The sequence below is a fragment of the Pseudomonas sp. CFBP 13719 genome, from assembly GCF_014842095.1.
Lineage (GTDB): Bacteria > Pseudomonadota > Gammaproteobacteria > Pseudomonadales > Pseudomonadaceae > Aquipseudomonas.
Map to the genome: position 1 here is coordinate 461,358 of NZ_JACYVB010000001.1, position 20,906 is coordinate 482,263.

The window sequence follows — 20,906 nt, forward strand, 5'->3', positions numbered from 1 at the left end:
CATGACCCACGAGCCGCGGCCAGAGCCTGGCATTCGCATCAGCCTGGCCGAGCTGATCGAAATGCGCCATCGGGTGCGCGAAGTGCAGCTGTTCTCCACCCCGGCCCAGCGCAGCCCCTTGATCGGCCTGCACCACTCCAAACTGCGCGGCCGCGGTGTGGACTTCGACCAGGTGCGCGTCTATCAGGCTGGTGACGATGTGCGCAGCATCGATTGGCGGGTCACGGCGCGCACTCAGGAGCCACACACCAAGCTGTTCCACGAGGAGCGCGAGCGGCCCATCTTCATTCTCGTCGAGCAAAGCCGGCGGTTGTTTTTCGGCTCGGGCCAGATGTTCAAGTCGGTGCTCGCCGCCCAGGCCGCGGCGTTGATCGGCTGGGCCGCGCTGGGGCACAACGATCGAGTTGGCGGGCTGGTGTTCGGCGACGGCGAGCACTACGAGATCAAGCCCCGACGCAGCAAGCAGAGCTTGCTGCAGTTGCTCAACCGCCTGGTGCGCGTGAACCAGTCGCTGCACACCGAAGCGCTGCCGGAAAAGGACGCGCTGGGCATGGCTCTGCGTCGGGCGCGCGAAGTGTTGCGTCCCGGCAGCCTGGCCATCGTCATCTGTGATGAGCGCGCGCTGACCGACGGCGCCGAGCAGCAGCTCAGCCTGCTGTCGCGCCACTGCGACCTGCTGTTGCTGCCGGTGTCCGACCCGCTCGATCATGCGCTGCCGGCCGCCGGGCTGCTGCGTTTCGCCCAGCGTGGCAGGCAGATGGAGATCGATACGCTGAACCCGGAGATGCGCCTGGCCTACCGCGCGTTGAGCGAAGCGCGCATCGCCCGCTGGGAACGCCTGGGGCAAAAGCTGCGTGTGCTGCTGATGCCGCTGAGCACGCAGAGCGAGATGATCGAGCAGCTGCGCGAATACCTCAATCCACAGCGGCCGGGCAAACTCAAATGAGTACCCTGGAGCAATTGCAGCCGTTGATCGCGCCGCCGCCGATCGGCCTCTGGCCACCCGCCCCAGGCTGGTGGCTGCTCGCCGTGCTGCTGCCGAGCCTTGGCTGGGCCGCCTGGCACTGGCGCCACCGCTTGCGCCGCCGAGCGGTACTGCCGATGGTGGGCGAGCCAGTTCTGGATCCGGTGCGCCAGGGCGCGCTGGAAGAGCTGGCGCGCTTGCCCCGCCCCTACGATGGCGCCCCTGCCGGGGCGTGGCTGCAGCAGATCAACGGCTTGCTCAAGCGCTTGTGTCGCAATCACTACCCGAACGCCAACAGTCATGTGCTCAATGGTCGCCAGTGGCTAGCATTCCTCGACAATCGCTGCCCGGCCGCCGGCCTGACGCGCTGGATGGTACTGGTCGAAGGCGTCTACAAGCCTGAGTGCAAGCTGGACGACAAAGCCATCGCCGGCCTGCAGCAGTCGGTCGAAACCTGGATACGCAAGCATGTTTGAGTTCGCCTGGCTGTGGGTCTTCGCCCTGCTGCCGCTGCCGTGGCTGCTGCGTGTGCTGCTGCCGGCCGCCGACAGTGGCGAGGCGGCGCTCAAGGTCAGTTTCCTCGATGAGCTCGAGGGGCTGGCCGGGCGCCGGGCACGCATCAGCCTGCCGACCTGGCAGCAACAGGCGCCCTACGTGCTGCTGTGGCTACTGCTGCTGATCGCGGCGGCGCGTCCGCAGTGGCTGGGCGACCCCCTGCCCATTGCCGCGAGCGGGCGCGACCTGCTGGTGGCGGTGGATGTGTCCGGATCCATGGACTACCCCGACATGCGTTGGCAGAACGAGGACATCAGTCGGCTGGAGCTGGTCCAACGCCTGCTCGGTGACTTTCTCGAACATCGCCAGGGCGACCGGGTCGGGCTGATCCTGTTCGGCAGCAAGGCCTATGTGCAGGCGCCGCTGACCTTCGACCGGCGCACCGTGCGTACCTGGCTCGACGAAGCACGCATCGGCATTGCCGGGAAGAACACCGCCATCGGCGACGCCATCGGCCTGGCGCTCAAACGTCTGCGCCTGCGCCCGGCGCAAAGCCGAGTGCTCATTCTGGTCACCGACGGCGCCAATAACGGCGGGCAGATCCATCCCATCACTGCCGCGCGCCTGGCGGCCCAGGAGCATGTGCGCATCCATACCATCGGCATCGGCGCCGACCCCAGCGCCGATGGCGCACTGAGCATGCTGGGGCTCAATCCCAGCCTGGACCTGGACGAGCCCTCTCTGCGCGAAATCGCGCAGATCACCGGCGGTCAGTACTTCCGTGCCCGCGACGGGGACCAGCTGCAAGCCATCGGCGCCAGCCTCGACACCCTGGAACCGGTCGACCAGAAGCCCACCCAGGCGCGACCGGCGCAAGCGCTGTATAGCTGGCCGCTGAGCGCGGCGTTGCTGCTGAGCGTGTTGCTGGTCGTGCGCCAGAAATGGCCGAACAACCCGCTGCAACTGTTCCTGCGCAAACGCCGTTTTCTGCCGACGGCTCCGCAATGGCGCGAGCGCCTGCAGCGGTTGCAACTGCGGAGGCGCAAATGATCGACGCGTGGCCGCATTGGTTCCGCCCCTGGTGGCTGCTGGCCTGGCCAGCTTTGGTCTGGCTGCTGTGGCAATTGTGGCACCGGCAGAAACGTGCGGGGCGCTGGCAATTGCTGCTGCCCCGCCACTTTCACGGAGTCCTGCTGGACGGTGGCAGCGGTCGGCAGAGCAAGGCGCCCTGGATAGTGCTGGGCCTGGCCTGGCTGTTGACCGCGGTGGCTCTGCTCGGACCCAGCTGGCAGCGTATCGAACAGCCGGGCAGGACCGTCGTCGACCCGTTGGTGGTGGTGCTCGCCCTGAGCCCCGAGATGCTGGCCACCGATGTCGCACCCAATCGCCTGGAGCAGGCGCGGCGCAAGCTGCTGGACCTGCTCGACGCACGCCGCGATGCGCAGACGGCCATTATCGTCTACGCCGGCAGCGCGCATGTGTTGGTGCCGCTGTCCGACGACCTGGGAACCAGTCGCAACCTGCTGGAGGCGATCAAGCCCTCCATCATGCCAGTCGAAGGCCAGCGCGCCGACCTCGGCGTACAGCGCGCGCTGGACTTGCTCGACCAGGCGGAACAGGGCCAGGGGCGCATCCTGCTGCTGGCGTCGCAGCTGTCCGACGCCGAGCGTCGAGGCATCGCCCAACGGCTGGACCAGCACTCGCCACAATTGTTGATTCTGGGTATCGGCACCCGTGACGGTGCGCCGGTGAAGCAGGAGAACGGTGATTTCCTCAAGGACGAGCAAGGCGCGATTCGCTTGCCGCGCCTGGACAGTGTCGGTCTGCGCAGCTTTGCTGCCGATGTCGGCGGCCTCTACCGACAAGCGCGTCTGGACGATCTGGACCTGCGCAACCTGGGCCTTCTCGACCGCCCCACGGTGTTGCGTGGCAACGGCAAGACACAGCAGCTGGACAGCTGGGCCGATCAAGGCCACTGGCTGCTGCTGCCCCTGTTGTTGCTGGCGGCGCTCGCCGGCCGCCGCGGCTGGCTGTTCTGCCTGCCGCTGTGCCTGTTGATGGTGCCGCAGCCCAGCTATGCCTTCGATGTTCAGGACCTCTGGTTGCGCCGCGATCAGCAAGGCCAGGCCCTGCTCGAACAACAGCGTCCGGCCCAGGCCGCGCGGCGCTTCGCCGACGCTCAGTGGCAGGGCATGGCGTTGTACGAGGCGGGGGACTACGCGGCGGCGGCCGAGCGCTTCGCCCAAGGCGACAGTGCCCGCGACCACTACAACCGCGGCAACGCCCTGGCGCGCAGCGGCGAACTGGAAGCTGCCCTGGACGCCTATGAGCAGGCGCTGGAGCGCCAGCCGGACCTGCAGCCGGCGCTGGACAACCGCACGCTGGTGGAACAACTCGTCCGCCAGGCCCAGGCCGAGCCTCCCGCAGCTTCCACGGACCAGGCCGACCGGCCCCGCGCACCGGGCGCGACGGCGCCGGACGCCGAGGATCCGAACGCGTCCACGGCGGCCGACGCTTCCCCAGGCAACAACGACGCGCAGAGCAGTCGAGAAAACCCCTCCGGTCAGGCTGGAGGAGAACAGAACCAGGCACAATCCTCGGCGCTGGCGCAGCCGCCGAATGACGAGTCCACTACCCGGCCGCCGTCACGGCCAGCCCAGACCACTCTGGATGCCGAACAGCGCCAAGCCCTGGAACAATGGCTGCGACAGATTCCGGACGATCCGGCCGAGCTGTTGCGGCGCAAATTCTGGTATGAACAGCAACAACATCAGGACAAGAGTCGATGAGTCGCTTCAGCGCCTTCTGCATCAGTGCAACCCTGGCCGTGCTTGCCCAATGCGCGCATGCCGCCACGCTGGTGGCCAGCGTCGATCGCTCACGGCTCAACTCAGGGGAAACAGTCGAACTGACCCTGGAGACCAACGACGTCACGCAGTTCGGCAAGCCCGACCTGACGCCACTCGAAGGCCCGTTCGAGGTGCGCGACACGCGCCAGGTCAATCGCCTGACCAGCCTGGATGGCGACCGCCAGGCCACGACCCGCTGGATCATCACCCTGCTCCCGCGACAGACCGGCAGCGTTACCATTGCCGCGCTGCAACTGGGTGAACTGCGCAGCCAGCCAATCGTGCTGCAAGTGCTGCACAGCGACCAGCCGCTGCGCGCCAACATGGCCCCGGTGTTCATCGACGCCAGCCTGGATGAAGACAGTGTCTATGTGCAGGCCCAGGCGGTGTTGACCTTGCGCATCTATCACTCGGTGCCCCTGTACGACGACAGCAGCCTGACGCCTCTGCAACTGGCCGACGCGCGCATCGAGCCGCTGGGCGGCTCGCGCACCTTCGAGAAGATCATCAACGGCGTCCGCCACGGGGTGATCGAGATGCGTTATGCGATCTATCCGCAACGCAGTGGCGAATTGATTATTCCCGCCCTGGCATTCACCGCCACCACCGTCGAGCCGACCGCACCTGGCGACAGCGCCAACAGCGCGCCGCGGCCCGGCAAGCTCATGAAGGTGACGTCCGCGCAGATGTCCTTGACGGTCAAGGGCGTGCCAGCGGCCTACCCCGCCGACACGCCGTGGTTGCCGGCACGCAGTCTGAGCCTGAGTGAAAGCTGGAACCCCGACCCGCCGAGCAGCCAGGTTGGCGATTCTCTGACTCGCACACTGGAGGTAAAGGCCGAGGGGCTCTCCAGCGCACAGCTGCCGGCCTTGCCCAGTACCGTAGTGGAAGGCCTGCGACGCTACCCGGATCAGCCCCAGTTGAACAACCAGAACGGTGAACGGGGTCTGATCGGCAGCCGCCAGGAACGCGAGGCGCTGGTACCGGCGCGCAGTGGCACCCTGCAATTGCCAAGTGTCGAGGTGGTCTGGTGGAACACCCATGAAGACCATCTAGAGCGCACCGGTCTACCCGCGCGCAGCCTGGAAGTTGCCGGCAACGCCAGCCTGATGGTCGATACCCCGGTTGGCGCCGCCGATGTCGACCCCGATCTTGCGTGGCCATGGAAACTCGCCAGCGTGACGCTGCTGTTCACCACCATGATCGGCTTCGCCTTGTGGTGGCGGGCTCGTGGACAGCCGGCGGTACTGCGCGCAGCACAGAATGGGCCCAACCCGCGCACCTTGCTCGACGACCTCAAACGCGCCTGCCAGGCCAATGATCCTCAGGCAACGCGCCAGGCCCTGGACGCCTGGGCCCGGCAGCAGCCGGAGACGCTGGCCGACATGACGGCGCGCTTCGTACCACTGTCCGATGCCCTGGATGGGCTCAATGGCGCGCTCTACAGCGAAAGTGGCCAATACTGGCAGGGCGAGGAGCTATGGCGCGCCATCGGCAGCCTCCTGCGCACCGAGCCGCCCCTGGAGCCTTCCGCAGAAAACGCCGGGTTGCCGCCGCTGTACCCCAAGTAATCCACAGCCATGCGCTCGTCACCTGGTGGGAAGCCTGTCAACTGCACGCACCTTGTGGGAGCGGGCTTTGCCGGCGAATGGAGCGGCATGGTCTACCCGACACACCGCGTCGCTTTTTTCGCGGTCACTGACCGCTCCCACAAGGGTTGCGAAATCCGTGTAGGAGCGGTCATCGGCCGCGAAGAGTGCACCCGGACTGCCCGACACACCGCGCCGCCCTTTTCGCGGCCACGGGCCGCGAAGAGTGCACCCGGACTGCCTGACACACCGCGTCGCTGTTTTCGCGGCCACTGACCGCTCCCACAAGGGTTGCGAAATCCGTGTAGGAGCGGTCATCGGCCGCGAAGGGTGCACCCGGACTGCCTGACCCACCGCGGCGGCTTTTTCGCGGCCACTGCCCCCTCCCACCGGGGGGCTCCCGACAGGGTGCAGCAGATCTAAATTGGCTTGTGTTCGGTATGGGTCCAGTCGTGCAGCAGGCTGTAGGCCACCGCCAGCAAGGTCGGACCGATGAACAGGCCGATGAAACCGAAGGCCAGCAGTCCGCCAAACACACCCAGCAGCACGATCACCAATGGCAAGTTGCCGCCGCGGCTGATCAGATAAGGTTTGAGGACGTTGTCCACGCCACTGATGACGAAAGTCCCCCAGATGCCAAGGAAGATCGCGTAGCCGTAGTCGCCCTGCCACACCAGCCAGGCGGTGGCCGGAATCCACGCCAGCGGCGGCCCCATGGGAATCAGGCTTAGCAGGAAGGTGACAATGCCAAGTACCAATGCCCCGGGCACACCGGCGATCAGGAAGCCGATCAAGGCCAGGATCGCCTGGGCGGCGGCGGTACCGATCACCCCGTTGACCACCCGTTGCACCGTGCCTGCCACCAGATCGATGTAGTACCCGGCGCGCTCTCCGATCAGACGTTCCAACAGCCGAAGCACGAAGGCTGCCATGCGCGGCCCGTCGCGATAGAAGAAGAACACGAAGACCAGGCTCAGCGTGAGTTCGAGGATCCCGCCGCCGATCTGCGCGCTGCGCGCCAGCAGGAAATTGCCGACTTGCCCCAGGTAGGGCCTGACGCTGGCCAGGAACGCCGCGCCCTGCTCGTCAAGGGTGTCCCAGATACCGACCAGGCTCGCACCGACCAGAGGAATGCCGGCCAGCCAGTCGGGCGCATCGGGCAGCCCATCGACCTGCACGTCACGAATGAACGCCGTCGCATCGCGCACGTGATCGGCCAGGTTGAAGCCAAGCCAGACCAGCGGCAACACCACCAGCAGCATCCAGCAGCCGGTGAGAATGCCGGCTGCCAGCGACTCGCGGCCATTGAGCCAGCGGGTCAGCAACCGCATCAGCGGCCAACTGGCGTAGGCCAGGATCGCACCCCACAGCAGGGCTGAACAAAACGGCGCCAGTACCCAAAGGCAGGCGCCGAGCAGGGCCAGCAAGACAATCTGTACCAGCAGGCGATCGTTACTCGGCATCAATGCTCCAAAGGCAACGCAGGCTCAACGAATGATTTCCAGATGCAGCCCCTTGACGCTTTCGGTACCGGTTTCCAAGCGAGCCGCGCGCACACCCTTGGCGACCAGGGCGTCGCGCCAGGCGGCGGCCGCAGCACTCGATACACCGGATACGCTTACCCGAATCGAACTGTCGAGTTGCAGGCTGCGGGCCAGCAAGGCCACCCAGGTGTCATCGGGCGTTTCACCCATGGCCGGGTAATCGAGATCGCCGGTGCTGCGCAATTCGTGCAGCACCGTGGCCGGCGTGGGCAGCAAGGTACCCAGCGGGGCATCGGCGACGAAGGTTTCGACATGCAGATAGGCGCGACGGTTGCCGCGAGTGATGGCGTAGAGGGCGGTCAGGGTATTGTCGTCCGGAGCGGCCTGGCGCAGCAGCACGAACGCCTGCTGGTCGTCGGCCCCAGACAGCCGTGCGCCATCGAAGACATCGTTGACCCACAGGCTGCTTTCCCCGCAGTCGCGCGCCTGACACCAGTACAAGGTGTGCGCCCCCCCCTGCTGCAGCGCCTCGCGGGCATCGTTGAAGGCTTGTCGCGCGGTCTGGGTTTCGGGAAGCTCATACGTGGTGGCGCTGACCTGGCCTCTGGCGTTGACCTGGCCGTCCATGCGCAGCTTGCCGCTGATCTTGCGCAGCGACCCCAGCGGATAGATGCGTTCCTTGTCGACCGCAGGACGTTGGTCGACGACCTTGGCGTCCGGCGGCGCGGGCGGTTCGGCGCCCACGGCTGAGGTGCTCAGGACCGATGTGCTCAGGGCGGCGCTGCCCAGCAGAGCGGCGAGTACCGGCAGCAGCCGCTTCGAGGCATTCATGAGGGCAGCAAGGCGTGGTGGCCCGGAGGGCCGTAAACGAGCGTAGCAGCGAGTTCCATCGAGGTCTTCTCCTGTTTCAACCTGCCAAGCCTCGGCAGTTGACTGCTGCAAGTCAAGGCATCACCTGGAAGCGATTGAAACAGTCTGCGACAAGCTTAGCTCCGGTTTCGTCATCGAAGTGCAAAGCGCGCCCACCCGGCACGGGCTACGGGTGCACGGGCGGTGGGCCCGGCAACACGATAGCGTGCGCGCCGGGCGAGTGTTCGCACGTTCCTCACCGGGCCGGCGGGTTCTGCCCCAGCGGCACCACGGCCACCGTCAGGCGCGAAATGCAGCTGGGTTTGCCATCGTCGCCCTGCAGACGAATGTCCCATACGTGAGTGGTGCGGCCAATGTGCACCGCACGGGCCACGCCCGTCACCCGGCCGCTGCGCAACCCGCGCAGATGATTGGCGTTCACCTCCAGGCCCACACAGTAGAAGCGCTCGGTGTCGATGCAGAGGAAACTGGCCATCGAGCCCAGGCTTTCAGCCAGCACCACCGAGGCCCCGCCATGAAGCAGACCGAACGGTTGATGGGTGCGTGCATCAACGACCATGCTGGCGGTCAGGGAGTGCGCATCGAAGCTTTCGAAGCGAATATCCAGCAACTCGCCGATGGTATTTTTCTGCGCCGCATTCAAGCGCTCGAGATCCGGTTCGGTGCGCCACAGGCTCATGGGAGTATTCCTGACAAGTTAGGGATGATGAACGGCGTGCAGGGACATCAGCCCGGCCAGGGGCCAGTCGCCGTGCAGCTCGGCCAGGCTTGCGGTCTGCATGGGTTCCGGCTCGCGCAAGTTGCCATGAACCAGCAGGCTCAGCAGATTGCCCACCAGCGGCTGGTGGCTGACCAGCAGCACGTTCTCCAGACCCAGTTTCTGCAAGTGTTCAACGACCTTCAGCGGATCGCTTTCGGGCGTCAGCCACGGCACGGTCTGCACCTCCGAGGCGGTGTGCAGCGCGCCATGGACCAGGGCGGCAGTCTGCTGCGCGCGTACATAGGGGCTGGCGAGAATGGCATCCAGAGGTTGATCGTGCAGGCGCGCCGCGCTGGTCAGCACCTGTCGTTCGCCCACCGAGGTCAAGGCACGCTCGGCATCGCTGCGGGCATGACTGACGGCTTCGCCGTGGCGCAGTACCCAGAGCTTCATGGCTTGGGCTCGTCGGCCAAAGGCCTGGCCGCGCCTGCCTCGTAGGCTGCTTCTCCGTCGGCGGGACGCGCCTGTGGCCAATCGGAAAACGGCCAGGGTTTCTGCTCGGTGTGGAAACTGCCGAAGCGGCCGATCTGGGCCAGGTAGCGGCTCAAACTGTCGCCGAAGGTCATCATGGCAGCGTTCGGCGCGCCCTGGACCAGGCGATGGATGAGTTGCACCAGCACCAGCGCACCGAGCAGGAACTGGGCAACCTGCCAGACCAGCACGAACACCAGCATCCAGAGCACGCGCAAAAGGATGGCCTCGCGGCCCGGATCGTTGAAAGAACGGTTCATCGCGTATTCCTCAGTTGAAGCCACTGGTGGAAATGAAATCGACATCGGTCTTGGGTTCGGCACGCATCAGCAGCTCGATCACCTGGTTCAGCGTACGCCCTTCGAACAGGATTGCATGCAACCCTGCCACCAGCGGCATATAGACCTGCAGTTCCTGGGCCTTGGCCTTGAGCACCTTGAGCGTGTTGACCCCCTCGGCCACCTCGCCCAGGCGCGATACGGCATCTTCCAGGCTCAGGCCCTCGCCCAGGGCGAAGCCTACTTGATAGTTGCGGCTCTTGGGCGACGAGCAGGTCACGATGAGGTCGCCGACTCCGGCCAGGCCGAGAAAGGTCATGGGGTTGGCGCCCTGGCTGACGGCAAAACGCGTCATCTCGGCCAGGGCACGGGTAATCAGCATGCTTTTGGTGTTCTCGCCCATGCCCAATGCCACAGCCATGCCGGCAATGATCGCGTAGACGTTCTTCAGCGCGCCGCCCAGCTCGACGCCGAAGCGGTCGTTGCTGGCATAGACGCGGAACGTGCGCCCGTGGAGGACGGCCTGGACCCGCTCGCAGAGGGCTTCGTCGGCGCTCGCCACCACCGTGGCAGTCAGGGCATGTTCGGCGATCTCGCGGGCCAGGTTGGGGCCTGACAACACGCCGATACGAGCATCTGGCGCAACCTCTTCAAGAATCTCGCTCATCAGCTTGAAGGTCTGCGCCTCGATACCCTTGGTCAGGCTGACCAGCATCTTGCCGCTCAGCTGATCGGCATGCTGAGCCAGCACGCTGCGCAAGGCGCTTGAGGGCAGCGCGACGAAGATCAGCGCACTGCCGGCGATGGTCGCGGGCAGATCGGTGACCGGCATCACCCCCGGCAGGATCTTGATGCCTTTGAGGTAGCGCGGATTTTCCCGGTTCAGGCGAATCGACTCGGCCTGCTCAGGGTCGCGCATCCACTGGCGGACCGAATGGCCGTTCTCGGCCAGCAAGTTGGCCACGGCGGTGCCGAAACTACCTCCTCCCAGCACGGCTATCGGCTGCTCTAGAGTCATATCCCATCCATTTGGTCGAGTTGAGGGCGATGAGGGGCATTATACGGAGCCACCTCGACACGACCAGTCCCGGCCTGCGCCCCGGTAACAATACGACTGGAATTGTCGCTCTGACCGGTTAACATGCCTGACTGTTCAACTCGATTCAGGCCCCGTCGTGTCCGCCACTTTCCCATTGCCTCGCGCCCTGACATGAAGTTGCGCCTGAACCGCGACATTCATACGCGTACCCAGATCATCAGCGTCGGGCCGGCCCTGCTGCTGACCCTGCTGCTGATCGGTTTCTTTACCTTCGTGCGTTTGCAGGACCTGCGCCAGGAACTCAATCATACCGGCCAGTTGATCGCCAACCAGCTCGCCCCCGCCGCGGAATACGGCGTGGTCACCGACAATGCCGCGGTACTCGAAGGGCTGCTCGGCGCAACCCTGGCCACCCCGCACGTACGTTTCCTGGAGATTCAGGACCAGACCGATCGGCGCCTGGCCTATGTCGAGCAGCGGGTCAGGAACGAGCACCGGTCGGCCCATGTCGTAGTGTTCCAGGCGCCGATCCAGATCCGTGGGGCATTTCTGGAGGACCACCGAGCGCAGGTGCAACAGCACCTGGGCAGCGCCAGCAGTGGCGACTACCTGGGCCGGGTGATCGTGGGCATGTCCGACGACGCCTTCAGCGAACGCCAGCAGGAAATCGTCCTCAAGGCCGGCGTGCTGGCACTGTTCGCGCTGTTGTTCACCTATCTGCTGGCCCGGCGGCTGGCGCGCAGCCTGGCCCAACCCATCAGCGAGATGAGTCGGGTGGTCAAGGCCATCGGCCAGGGCGAGTTCGACAGGCCGCTGCCCATCGTCGACGACAGCGAGCTGGGGCATCTGGCCGGGCATATCAATAACCTTGCCAGCGCCCTGGCCAAGGCCAGCCACGAACAGCATCAGGCCATGCAGCAACTGATCCAGACCCGCGAGGAAGCGGAGCGCGCCAACAGCGCCAAGTCGGATTTCCTGGCGATGATGAGCCACGAGCTGCGCACCCCCATGAATGGCGTGCTGGGCATGCTGCAGCTGCTCGAAACCACCGTGCTGAGCCATGAACAGCGCGACTATGCCCAGGTGGCAACCGAGTCCACCGAGCACCTGCTCAAAGTCATCAACGACATTCTGGATTTTTCCCGCATCGAGCGAGCGGCGATGGAACTGGAACACATCTGTTTCGGCCTGCACGAATTGATCACCAGTTGCGTGCAGGCCTTTCAGCACACCGCTCGGCAACGCAAGCTGGCGCTCGAGCTGACGCTGGCCGAGGGCATCGAGGGGTTGCAGGTGGAGGGCGATCCGACGCGCATCCGGCAGATTCTGGTCAATCTGATCGGCAATGCGCTGAAGTTCACCGATGAAGGCGCGGTACACATCAATGCGCACTGGCAGGTACTGGATCACCAACTGATCTGGCTGACCTGTACCGTGCGCGATACCGGGATAGGCATCGGCGAGGATCGACTGGAGAGCATGTTCGATGCCTTCGCCCAGGCCGACAGCTCGATCTCGCGGCGCTATGGTGGCACCGGCCTGGGGCTGCCCATCGCGCGTACGCTGGCCGAACGCATGGGTGGCACGCTGCGTGCGCAAAGCAAGGAAAAGCACGGCTCGCTGTTCACCCTGGAAATGCCGCTGGCGCTGAGCCAGCAAAGCCTGGCCCGCCCGACGGCGGTGCCCAACCTGTCCGGCAGAGAAGACGGCATCGGCCACAGCGTATTGCTGGTGGAAGACAACGCGGTCAACCAGACAGTGATCGAAGCCATGCTGCGCAGCCTGGGCTACGCCGTGGATGTCGTCAGCGACGGGGCCGCAGCGGTCAGCCAGGTACGTGCACACCCCTATTCGGTCGTGCTGATGGACTGCCGTCTGCCGGTACTCGATGGTTACGAAGCCTCGCGACAGATCCGCCAGATTCCCGGACGCGCAGAGCTGCCGATCATCGCCTTGACCGCCAACGCGCTGCTGGGCGACCGCGACACCTGCCTGGATGCCGGAATGAACGATTACCTGGCAAAACCGTTCAAACGCGCAGATCTGCAACAGGTTCTGCTGCGCTGGACGAGCTGAACGCGCGCTGTGGAATGGAGGCCGGATGTCCTCGCGATAGCGCCCGTTGCTGGCAAGAAATGCTAAAGTGCGGCAGTCTTGTACATCCATTCGGACAAAGCCTGCTGTCTGGCATTATAATTTCAGTGAACAAGTGTACTTCCGTATCGCTTGCGCTGTGACTTTCACTACAACGCAATAGTCTATGTGTAGGCTGCCGACCCAGGCGTTGATTCTTCTGGTCGGTCGGGAAGATCTGCCCCCTGCCACCAGGGACTATTGAGGAGCTCGCATGACCAAACAAAACGCCTTTACTCGGGAAGATCTGCTGCGCTGCAGTCGTGGCGAGCTGTTCGGCCCAGGTAACGCGCAACTGCCCGCCCCGAACATGCTGATGGTGGACCGTATCACCCATATCAGCGCCGAAGGTGGCAAGTACGGCAAGGGTGAATTGGTCGCCGAGCTGGATATCAACCCGGACCTTTGGTTCTTCGCCTGCCACTTCGAAGGCGATCCGGTGATGCCGGGCTGCCTGGGCCTGGATGCCATGTGGCAGCTGGTCGGTTTCTTCCTGGGCTGGCAGGACCTGCCGGGCCGTGGACGTGCACTGGGCTCGGGCGAAGTGAAGTTCTTCGGCCAGGTGCTGCCGACGGCCAAGAAGGTCACGTACAACATTCATATCAAGCGCGTGCTCAAGGGCAAGCTGAACATGGCCATCGCCGATGGCTCGGTCAGCGTCGACGGCCGCGAGATCTACACCGCCGACGGCCTTCGGGTTGGCGTCTTTACATCCACCGAAAATTTCTAAGGGTTATCCGCATGCGCCGCGTTGTTATCACTGGTCTGGGCATCGTTTCGTGCCTGGGCAATGACAAAGACACCGTCTCCGCAAACCTGCGTGCAAGCCGCCCTGGCATCCGCTTCAACCCGGAATATGCCGAAATGGGTCTGCGTAGCCAGGTTTCCGGCTCCATCGACCTCAACCTGGAAGAGCTGATCGACCGCAAGGTGTACCGCTTCGTCGGCCATGCGGCCGCATACGCCTACCTGGCCATGCAGGATGCCATCAAGGATTCCGGCCTCACCGACGAGCAGGTGTCCAACCCGCGCACCGGCCTGATCGCCGGCTCGGGCGGCGCCTCTACCTTGAACCAGATGGAAGCGCTGGACATCCTGCGCGAGAAAGGCGTCAAGCGCGTCGGTCCGTACCGGGTCACCCGCACCATGAGCAGCACCGTTTCGGCCTGCCTGGCCACCCCTTTCAAGATCAAGGGCTTGAACTACTCCATCGCCTCGGCCTGCGCCACCAGCGCGCACTGCATCGGTACGGCCATGGAGCAGATCCAGATGGGCAAGCAGGACGTGGTGTTCGCCGGCGGTGGTGAAGAGGAGCACTGGAGCCAGTCGTTCCTGTTCGACGCCATGGGTGCCTTGTCCAGCAAGCGCAACGACACGCCCGAAAAAGCGTCGCGTGCCTACGACAGCGACCGCGATGGCTTCGTCATCGCCGGCGGCGGCGGCATGGTGGTGGTCGAGGAGCTGGAGCACGCTCTGGCCCGTGGTGCGCACATCTATGCCGAGATCGTTGGCTACGGCGCCACTTCCGATGGCTACGACATGGTTGCGCCAAGCGGCGAAGGCGCCATCCGCTGCATGCAGCAGGCGCTGTCCACCGTCGACACCCCGATCGACTACCTGAACACCCATGGCACTTCCACGCCGGTGGGCGACGTGGCCGAAATGAAGGGTGTGCGTGAAGTCTTCGCTGGCAAGTATCCGGCCATCAGCTCGACCAAGAGCCTGTCCGGGCACTCGCTGGGCGCCGCTGGCGTGCACGAAGCCATCTATTGCATGCTGATGATGGAAGGCAACTTCATTGCCGGGTCAGCCAACATCGATGAGCTGGACCCTGCCGTAGCCGATCTGCCAGTGCAGACCGTTACCCAGGAAAACGTCGAAATCAATACCGTGATGAGCAACAGCTTCGGCTTCGGCGGCACCAATGCCACGCTGGTACTCAAGCGTTGGCAGGGTCAGTAGGGTTCGCAGCCTTGCTGAAAGACGGCGCCTGCGGGCGCCGTTTTTTTGCCTGCAATCGGTTGATCGACTGCGGTTGAACCCCCTGGATGGCACAACCCTCTATACAGTGTGACTCGAGCACACCAACGAAGGGACTTCCATGGCTATCACCGTGATCACCGAACCTGGCGACGGATTTCGCCACAGCATCGATATCGATGGCCGACACGCTTTTCACACCGACCTGCCCGAAGCCTTGGGCGGTGCAGGCTCGGCACCCTCCCCCCACGACTATTTCGACGCCGCACTGGGTGCCTGCAAGGCCCTGACCTTGAAGCTCTACGCCCAACGCAAGAACATTCCGCTCACAGGAGTGAATGTGGAGGTCAAGCGCGATGCGAGCGAAGAACCCACCGGCAAGTACTGTCTACAGGTCAAGCTCACCCTCTTGGGTAACCTGACGGAAGCGCAGCGCCATGATCTGGACGTGGTGGCCGACCACTGCCCGGTGCACAAGCTGATGACCAGTGCAGTGATCGATATCGAGACGTACCTGGCCGAGGTCCAATAGCCGAGCACCCGGTTTTAGTCAGGCCCGCTCCTACAGTGGCTGTGCAATTGATGTAGGAGCGGTCATCGGCCGCGAAGGCTTGACACGGTGTGCCTGACACCGCGCGGCGTATTCTTCGCGGCCACTGGCCGCTCCCACAGGTATCGCGGAATCAGTGCAGGGACGGTTCAGGCCTGGAACACTTCCTCGAGCAGGTTGTGCATCGCCTGGAACGCGCGAGCCGAGACTTTCGCGTTGTACATCTGCACGCCTGGGTTGTTGGCCTCGGTGTCGGTGAACGAATGGTAAGCCCCGCCATAGCTGGTCAACTGCCAATCCACGTCCGCCGAGTTCATCTCGGAACGGAAAGCGGGCAGCTGTTCGGCCGGCACCAGGGGGTCGGCGTCGCCGTGCAGCACCAGGATCGAACCCTTGATGTCATGGGCATCGGCCGGGTTGGGCGTGTCGAGTGTGCCGTGGAACGAAACGGTTGCCTTGAGCGCCGCGCCGGTACGTGCCAGCTCCAGCGCACAGCAGCCGCCGAAACAGAAACCAAAGGCCGCGGATTGCGCTGGATCGACCGCAGCATGCGTCTGCTCGTGCAGCTGCTGCAACGCCACCTGCATGCGCTTGCGCAACAAGGCGCGATCGTTCTTGAGCGGCGTCATGGCAGCCGCCGCTTCATCGTTATTGCCTGGACGCACACCCTGACCGTACAAGTCGACCACCAGCACCACATAGCCCTTGGCAGCCACCGACTGGGCGATACGTTCGGCACCTTCGCTGACGCCCATCCAGTTCGGCGCCATCACCAGCCCCGGACGTGGCGACACGATATCGGTGTCGTAGACCAGGCGGCTTTCGTACGCCTGCCCGTCGATTTGGTAGACAACGGATTGAACGGTCAATGTGCTCACGCTTGCATCTCCAAAAGTCATGACTGAAAACGAAAAAGCCCGCCGAAGCGGGCTTTTTACCTGGACTGTTTAAACGGACAACTCGACCAGCAGCTTGTTCAGACGGCGAACGTAAGCGGCAGGATCTTTCAGGCTATCACCAGCGGCCAGGGCCGCCTGATCGAACAGGATATGGGAGAAGTCGGCGAAACGATCTTCGCTCTGCTCCACATCCAGCTTGGCGATCAGCGGGTGGTTGGGGTTGAATTCGAAGATCGGCTTGGAGTCCGGCACCTTCTGCCCGCTGGCTTCCAGAATCTGGCGCATCTGCATGCCCAGGTCCTGTTCGCCGATGGCCAGGATCGCCGGCGAATCGGTGAGGCGATGGGAAACCCGCACTTCACTGACCGAATCACCCAATGCCGCTTTCAGGCGCTCGACCAGACCTTCCTTGTCCTTGGCGATTTCTTCCTGGGCTTTCTTGTCTTCCTCCGAATCCAGCTTGCCCAGATCGAGGTCGCCACGGGCAACGTCGACGAAGCCCTTGCCGTCGAATTCGGTCAGGTAGCTCATCAGCCACTCGTCGATGCGATCGGTCAGCAGCAGCACTTCGATGCCCTTCTTGCGGAAGACTTCCAGGTGCGGGCTGTTCCTGACCTGGGCATAGGACTCGCCGGACAGATAGTAGACCTTGTCCTGACCTTCCTTGACCCGTGCCAGGTAGTCAGCCAGGCCAACGCTCTGTTCACCGCTGTCGTCGCTGGTGGACGCGAACCGCAGCAGGCCGGCGATCTTTTCCTTGTTGGCGAAATCTTCCGCAGGACCTTCCTTGAGGACCTGACCGAAGTTCTTCCAGAAGCCCTTGTACTGCTCTGGCTCGTTCTTGGCCAGCTTCTCGAGCATGTCGAGGACGCGCTTGGTCAGCGCCGTCTTCATCGAGTCGATGATCGGGTCTTTCTGCAGGATCTCGCGCGACACGTTCAGCGACAGGTCGTTGGAGTCGACCACACCCTTGATGAAGCGCAGGTACAGCGGCAGGAACGATTCGGCCTGGTCCATGACGAACACGCGCTGCACGTAGAGCTTGAGACCACGCGGTGCCTCGCGCTGGTACAGATCGAACGGAGCACGGGCGGGCACATACAGCAGCGAGGTGTATTCCAGCTTGCCTTCGACCTTGTTGTGGCTCCAGCTCAGCGGGTTCTCGTAGTCGTGGCCGACGTGCTTGTAGAACTCCTGGTATTCCTCGTCCTTAATGTCGGTACGCGGACGGGTCCACAGGGCGCTGGCGCGGTTGACGGTTTCCCATTCCTGCGCAGGTGCCTCTTCGCCTTCGGCCGGCGAGCTTTCCTGGGGCAGCTCGATCGGCAGGGCAATGTGGTCGGAGTACTTCTTGATGATGTTGCGCAGACGGTAACCGTCGGCGAATTCATCTTCGGCACTTTTCAGGTGCAGAACGATACGGGTGCCACGTTCGGCCTTCTCGACGTTGGCGACTTCGAAATCGCCCTCGCCCTTGGAGGACCAATGCACGCCTTCGCTGGCAGGGCTGCCGGCGCGACGGCTGTACACGTCAACCTGGTCGGCGACGATGAAAGCCGAATAGAAGCCCACGCCGAACTGACCGATCAGGTGCGAGTCCTTCTTCTGGTCGCCGGTAAGGTTCTTCATGAAGTCCGCGGTGCCGGACTTGGCGATGGTGCCCAGGTGGGTCACTACATCGTCACGATTCATGCCGATGCCGTTGTCTTCCAGGGTAACGGTCTTGGCGGCCTTGTCGAAGCTGATGCGAATTTTCAGCTCGCCGCCACCTTCGAGCAGCTCAGGCTTGGCCAGCGCTTCGAAACGCAGCTTGTCGACAGCGTCGGAGGCGTTCGAGATCAATTCGCGAAGGAAGATTTCCTTGTTGGAATACAGCGAATGGATCATGAGGTGCAGCAGTTGCTTCACCTCGGTCTGGAAGCCCAGGGTTTCCTTTTGAGTTTCCACACTCATGGTCATCAAACTCCAATCAGATGGCAGGTGCCGCCTATGAGCGGCGGGATGACAAGGAGATGGGGCCGCCGATCGGGATTTCAAGGGGGCTCGGGCCTGCGAGTTGGCCAGCATCCGGGTACAGACCTTTTCAGCCAGGGCCGTCGTGAAAACCACGCGTGTGCTTGATCGGTACAGCAAGGTCATGGAAAAACCTGATTGCGATCCGATACTTATATATAACCGCAGTGATGGAACTTATATCCGGCGCACACCCTCTTAGCCTCGTAGATACCCAATAAGGAGAAACATCATGCGCAAGACACTCGCTTACTCCCTGATGCTGGCTGCCACCCTTGGCCTGGCTGCCTGCGACAAGAAATCCGAAGACAAGGCTCAAGACGCTGCAGAGCACCGTCAGGAAGCGCAGGAAAAAATGGATTCGGCTCAAGACAAGATGAACGATGCCGCCAAGGAAAACGCCAAGGCCAACGAAGCGGCCATGGAGTCGAACAAGGCTGCAGCTCAGGAGGCTACCAAGTCCGACTCGAGCATGCCGGTCGCACCAGGTACCACTCCGGCTACCCAAGTGCCGCCAGCCAAGAACTGATTGATCGGCGGTGCCTGCTTCGCGGGCAGAGCCCGCTCCCACAGGAGCGAGCTCGAGCTGGCGATGAACGAGCCGCGATCAAGACAAAAAAAATCCCCGAACCAGTCGGGGATTTTTTATGCCTGAAGACTATAGGCGATCAGTCTTCGCGATAGCGACGCAGCTTCAACTGCTTGCCAGCGACACGGGTGTCCTTGAGCTTGCTCAACAGACTCTCCAGACCATCTTCCGGCAGCTCGACCAGGCTGAAGCTGTCGCGCACCTGAATGCGACCGATGGCTTCGCGGGCCAGCCCGCCTTCGTTGAGGATGGCGCCAAGCAGGTTCTTCGCGGCGATGCCGTCGCGAGCACCCAGGGCGGTACGGCAGCGTGCGCGACCTTCGCCCAAGGGCATTGGCGCGCGGCGCTCACGGTCACTGCGCTCAGGGCGATCACCGCTGCTGGTGCGTTCGCGCGGAGCGCTGGTCGGCACCAGAGGCTGCTCCTTCTCGACCGCATCCAGGGTCAGCGCCTGGCCATTGGTGGCCTTGCGCAGCAGGGCCGCGGCCAGGGCGCGCGGGCTGCAACCGATGTCGGCGGTCAGGCGATCGAGCAACTCGCCATGGGTGCTTTCGGCGTCTGCGACCAGCGGAGCCAGGCTGTTGGTCAGCTTCTTGATGCGCGCATCGAGCACGGCCTGGCCGTTGGGCAGGCGAACCTCGGCAACCTTCTGCCCGGTCACACGCTCGATCACCTGCAGCATGCGGCGTTCACGTGGCGTCACCAGCAGCAGCGCACGGCCTTCGCGACCGGCACGGCCAGTACGACCGATACGGTGCACATAGGACTCGGGGTCGTACGGCATGTCGACGTTGAACACGTGAGTGATGCGCGGTACGTCCAGACCACGGGCAGCGACGTCGGTAGCGACGACGATGTCCAGGCGACCATCCTTGAGCGACTCGATGACGCGCTCGCGCTGGTTCTGGGCGATGTCACCGTTGAGTGCCGCAGCCTTGTAGCCTTTGGCTTCCAGGGCGCTGGCCAGGTCGAGGGTGGCTTGCTTGGTGCGCACGAAGGCGATCAGCGCGTCGAACTCTTCGACTTCCAGCAGGCGCAGGACAGCCGAGGTCTTCTGGTCGGCGTGAACCAGCAGGTGAGCCTGCTCGATCGCGGTGACGGTCTGAGTCTTGGTCTGGATCTTGACGTGCTTGGGGTCACGCAGGTGACGTTCGGCGATCGCGCGGATCGACTGCGGCAAGGTGGCCGAGAACAGTACGGTCTGGCGAGTCTCGGGCATGGCCTTGAAGATGACTTCCAGGTCATCCATGAAGCCCAGCTTGAGCATTTCGTCGGCTTCGTCGAGCACCAGGTGATTCACGGTGGCGAGGACTTTCTCGTCACGGCGCAGGTGGTCGCACAGACGGCCGGGGGTCGCGACGACGATTTGCGCGCCGTTGCGGATTGCTTTCAACTGCGGGCCCATCGGGGCACCGCCGTACACGGCCACTACGGTAACGCCAGGCATCTGCTTGGCGTAGGTTTCGAATGCAGTGGCTACTTGTAGCGCCAACTCACGGGTTGGCGCCAGGATCAGGGCTTGCGGCTCGCGCTTGCTCGGGTCGATACGATGCAGGATCGGCAGAGCGAAGGCCGCGGTCTTGCCGGTGCCTGTCTGCGCCTGGCCGATCATGTCATGACCGGCGAGAATGATCGGGATCGATTGTTGCTGAATAGCCGAAGGCTCTTCGTAGCCGGTAGCGACTACAGCGGCAACAATGTTCGGATGAAGTTCGAGAGCGGCGAAGCCGCCGATTTCCTGGGTCATGGGTCTGCCTCTAAGTGCATCCGCAAAGACCCATGCTCCAAAGCTGCGCATGCCTTGTAAGACTCGAGAGTCACCCTGGCAGCTTTGTCGGCGGGGATTTGCGAAAACGATTGAATGAAAGAATCGTTAGGGAGAGTCCGCGGAACGGACATGCAGCCGAAGCTGTCTTCGGGGGATTGCGCTACCTAAACGTGGC

General features: G+C 63.6%; 18 protein-coding genes and 1 pseudogene. 10 read left to right on the top strand and 9 right to left on the bottom strand.

Annotation, left to right across the window (positions count from 1 at the left end):
- Position 1: 1 nt before the first annotated feature.
- The 5 genes from IFT57_RS02205 to IFT57_RS02225 are packed head-to-tail and all read left to right on the top strand — an operon-like array spanning position 2 to position 5,879.
- Positions 2-946 (top strand): DUF58 domain-containing protein, encoded by a 945-nt coding sequence (locus tag IFT57_RS02205; RefSeq protein WP_192150264.1) that lies wholly within the window; start codon positions 2-4, stop codon positions 944-946.
- Positions 943-1,440 carry a DUF4381 domain-containing protein gene (locus IFT57_RS02210; protein WP_122799761.1) on the top strand — a complete coding sequence of 166 codons (498 nt, stop codon included), beginning with the start codon at positions 943-945 and terminating at the stop codon, positions 1,438-1,440. Before IFT57_RS02205 ends, IFT57_RS02210 begins: the two co-directional genes overlap by 4 nt.
- Positions 1,433-2,509 carry a vWA domain-containing protein gene (locus tag IFT57_RS02215; RefSeq protein WP_192150265.1) on the top strand — a complete coding sequence of 359 codons (1,077 nt, stop codon included), beginning with the start codon at positions 1,433-1,435 and terminating at the stop codon, positions 2,507-2,509. Before IFT57_RS02210 ends, IFT57_RS02215 begins: the two co-directional genes overlap by 8 nt.
- Positions 2,506-4,248 (top strand): VWA domain-containing protein, encoded by a 1,743-nt coding sequence (locus IFT57_RS02220; protein WP_192150267.1) that lies wholly within the window; start codon positions 2,506-2,508, stop codon positions 4,246-4,248. The genes IFT57_RS02215 and IFT57_RS02220 overlap by 4 nt, the downstream gene beginning before the upstream one ends.
- Positions 4,245-5,879, top strand: a complete 1,635-nt coding sequence (locus IFT57_RS02225; RefSeq protein ID WP_192150269.1) for a BatD family protein — start codon at positions 4,245-4,247, stop codon at positions 5,877-5,879. The genes IFT57_RS02220 and IFT57_RS02225 overlap by 4 nt, the downstream gene beginning before the upstream one ends.
- Positions 5,880-6,316: 437 nt before the next feature.
- Here the strand turns inward: IFT57_RS02225 and IFT57_RS02230 are convergent, their stop codons facing one another.
- The 6 genes from IFT57_RS02230 to IFT57_RS02255 all read right to left on the bottom strand — a co-directional run bounded on the left by IFT57_RS02230 (position 6,317) and on the right by IFT57_RS02255 (position 10,778).
- A complete protein-coding gene (locus IFT57_RS02230; RefSeq protein WP_192150271.1) occupies positions 6,317-7,360 on the bottom strand; it encodes an AI-2E family transporter in 1,044 nt (347 codons plus the stop codon).
- Between the two features lie 24 nt (positions 7,361-7,384).
- Positions 7,385-8,212 carry a DUF4892 domain-containing protein gene (locus tag IFT57_RS02235; protein WP_122797369.1) on the bottom strand — a complete coding sequence of 276 codons (828 nt, stop codon included), beginning with the start codon at positions 8,210-8,212 and terminating at the stop codon, positions 7,385-7,387.
- 274 nt (positions 8,213-8,486) lie between these two features.
- Complete coding sequence (locus IFT57_RS02240; RefSeq protein WP_192049610.1) at positions 8,487-8,930, bottom strand: hotdog fold thioesterase; 444 nt, start codon at positions 8,928-8,930, stop codon at positions 8,487-8,489.
- A gap of 18 nt (positions 8,931-8,948) precedes the next feature.
- On the bottom strand, positions 8,949-9,404 hold the full coding sequence (sixA, locus tag IFT57_RS02245; RefSeq protein WP_192150273.1) for a phosphohistidine phosphatase SixA: 456 nt from the start codon (positions 9,402-9,404) through the stop codon (positions 8,949-8,951).
- Positions 9,401-9,742, bottom strand: a complete 342-nt coding sequence (locus IFT57_RS02250; RefSeq protein ID WP_192150275.1) for a DUF4389 domain-containing protein — start codon at positions 9,740-9,742, stop codon at positions 9,401-9,403. Before IFT57_RS02250 ends, sixA begins: the two co-directional genes overlap by 4 nt.
- 10 nt (positions 9,743-9,752) lie before the next feature.
- Positions 9,753-10,778, bottom strand: a complete 1,026-nt coding sequence (locus IFT57_RS02255; protein ID WP_192150277.1) for an NAD(P)H-dependent glycerol-3-phosphate dehydrogenase — start codon at positions 10,776-10,778, stop codon at positions 9,753-9,755.
- A 192-nt stretch (positions 10,779-10,970) separates the two neighbouring features.
- On the opposite strand from IFT57_RS02255, the gene IFT57_RS02260 reads away from it, so the two are divergent.
- The 4 genes from IFT57_RS02260 to IFT57_RS02275 all read left to right on the top strand — a co-directional run bounded on the left by IFT57_RS02260 (position 10,971) and on the right by IFT57_RS02275 (position 15,444).
- The gene (locus tag IFT57_RS02260; RefSeq protein WP_192150279.1) at positions 10,971-12,875 is read left to right on the top strand and encodes an ATP-binding protein; all 1,905 of its coding nucleotides are present in this window, start codon (positions 10,971-10,973) and stop codon (positions 12,873-12,875) included.
- A gap of 271 nt (positions 12,876-13,146) precedes the next feature.
- Complete coding sequence (gene fabA / locus IFT57_RS02265) at positions 13,147-13,662, top strand: 3-hydroxyacyl-[acyl-carrier-protein] dehydratase FabA (RefSeq protein WP_122479130.1); 516 nt, start codon at positions 13,147-13,149, stop codon at positions 13,660-13,662.
- 11 nt (positions 13,663-13,673) lie between these two features.
- Positions 13,674-14,894 (top strand): beta-ketoacyl-ACP synthase I, encoded by a 1,221-nt coding sequence (gene fabB, locus IFT57_RS02270; RefSeq protein WP_122479131.1) that lies wholly within the window; start codon positions 13,674-13,676, stop codon positions 14,892-14,894.
- Between the two features lie 139 nt (positions 14,895-15,033).
- Positions 15,034-15,444, top strand: coding sequence for an OsmC family protein (locus IFT57_RS02275; protein ID WP_192150280.1), 411 nt, complete (start codon positions 15,034-15,036; stop codon positions 15,442-15,444).
- Positions 15,445-15,611: 167 nt separating this feature from the next.
- Here the strand turns inward: IFT57_RS02275 and IFT57_RS02280 are convergent, their stop codons facing one another.
- Together IFT57_RS02280 and htpG are read right to left on the bottom strand one after the other, a co-directional pair.
- Positions 15,612-16,340, bottom strand: coding sequence for a dienelactone hydrolase family protein (locus IFT57_RS02280; protein ID WP_192150282.1), 729 nt, complete (start codon positions 16,338-16,340; stop codon positions 15,612-15,614).
- Between the two features lie 69 nt (positions 16,341-16,409).
- Entirely contained in the window at positions 16,410-18,314 is a 1,905-nt protein-coding gene (htpG, locus tag IFT57_RS02285; RefSeq protein WP_122713604.1) for a molecular chaperone HtpG, read from the bottom strand.
- Positions 18,315-18,606: 292 nt separating this feature from the next.
- Between htpG and IFT57_RS02290 the strand changes: the two genes are divergently transcribed.
- Positions 18,607-18,903, top strand: coding sequence for a hypothetical protein (locus tag IFT57_RS02290; RefSeq protein WP_122479134.1), 297 nt, complete (start codon positions 18,607-18,609; stop codon positions 18,901-18,903).
- A gap of 139 nt (positions 18,904-19,042) precedes the next feature.
- Here IFT57_RS02290 and IFT57_RS02295 read toward each other — a convergent pair.
- A pseudogene (locus IFT57_RS02295) lies at positions 19,043-20,744 on the bottom strand (DEAD/DEAH box helicase).
- Positions 20,745-20,906: the final 162 nt, after the last annotated feature.

Excerpts from the sequence above, each read along its gene's own strand:
- IFT57_RS02205 (WP_192150264.1), top strand. The coding sequence starts at position 2 with ATGACCCACGAGCCGCGGCCAGAGCCTGGCATTCGCATCAGCCTGGCC.
- IFT57_RS02210 (WP_122799761.1), top strand. The coding sequence starts at position 943 with ATGAGTACCCTGGAGCAATTGCAGCCGTTGATCGCGCCGCCGCCGATC.
- IFT57_RS02215 (WP_192150265.1), top strand. The coding sequence starts at position 1,433 with ATGTTTGAGTTCGCCTGGCTGTGGGTCTTCGCCCTGCTGCCGCTGCCG.
- IFT57_RS02220 (WP_192150267.1), top strand. The coding sequence starts at position 2,506 with ATGATCGACGCGTGGCCGCATTGGTTCCGCCCCTGGTGGCTGCTGGCC.
- IFT57_RS02225 (WP_192150269.1), top strand. The coding sequence starts at position 4,245 with ATGAGTCGCTTCAGCGCCTTCTGCATCAGTGCAACCCTGGCCGTGCTT.
- IFT57_RS02230 (WP_192150271.1), bottom strand. The coding sequence starts at position 7,360 with ATGCCGAGTAACGATCGCCTGCTGGTACAGATTGTCTTGCTGGCCCTG.
- IFT57_RS02235 (WP_122797369.1), bottom strand. The coding sequence starts at position 8,212 with ATGAATGCCTCGAAGCGGCTGCTGCCGGTACTCGCCGCTCTGCTGGGC.
- IFT57_RS02240 (WP_192049610.1), bottom strand. The coding sequence starts at position 8,930 with ATGAGCCTGTGGCGCACCGAACCGGATCTCGAGCGCTTGAATGCGGCG.
- sixA (WP_192150273.1), bottom strand. The coding sequence starts at position 9,404 with ATGAAGCTCTGGGTACTGCGCCACGGCGAAGCCGTCAGTCATGCCCGC.
- IFT57_RS02250 (WP_192150275.1), bottom strand. The coding sequence starts at position 9,742 with ATGAACCGTTCTTTCAACGATCCGGGCCGCGAGGCCATCCTTTTGCGC.
- IFT57_RS02255 (WP_192150277.1), bottom strand. The coding sequence starts at position 10,778 with ATGACTCTAGAGCAGCCGATAGCCGTGCTGGGAGGAGGTAGTTTCGGC.
- IFT57_RS02260 (WP_192150279.1), top strand. The coding sequence starts at position 10,971 with ATGAAGTTGCGCCTGAACCGCGACATTCATACGCGTACCCAGATCATC.
- fabA (WP_122479130.1), top strand. The coding sequence starts at position 13,147 with ATGACCAAACAAAACGCCTTTACTCGGGAAGATCTGCTGCGCTGCAGT.
- fabB (WP_122479131.1), top strand. The coding sequence starts at position 13,674 with ATGCGCCGCGTTGTTATCACTGGTCTGGGCATCGTTTCGTGCCTGGGC.
- IFT57_RS02275 (WP_192150280.1), top strand. The coding sequence starts at position 15,034 with ATGGCTATCACCGTGATCACCGAACCTGGCGACGGATTTCGCCACAGC.
- htpG (WP_122713604.1), bottom strand. The coding sequence starts at position 18,314 with ATGAGTGTGGAAACTCAAAAGGAAACCCTGGGCTTCCAGACCGAGGTG.
- IFT57_RS02290 (WP_122479134.1), top strand. The coding sequence starts at position 18,607 with ATGCGCAAGACACTCGCTTACTCCCTGATGCTGGCTGCCACCCTTGGC.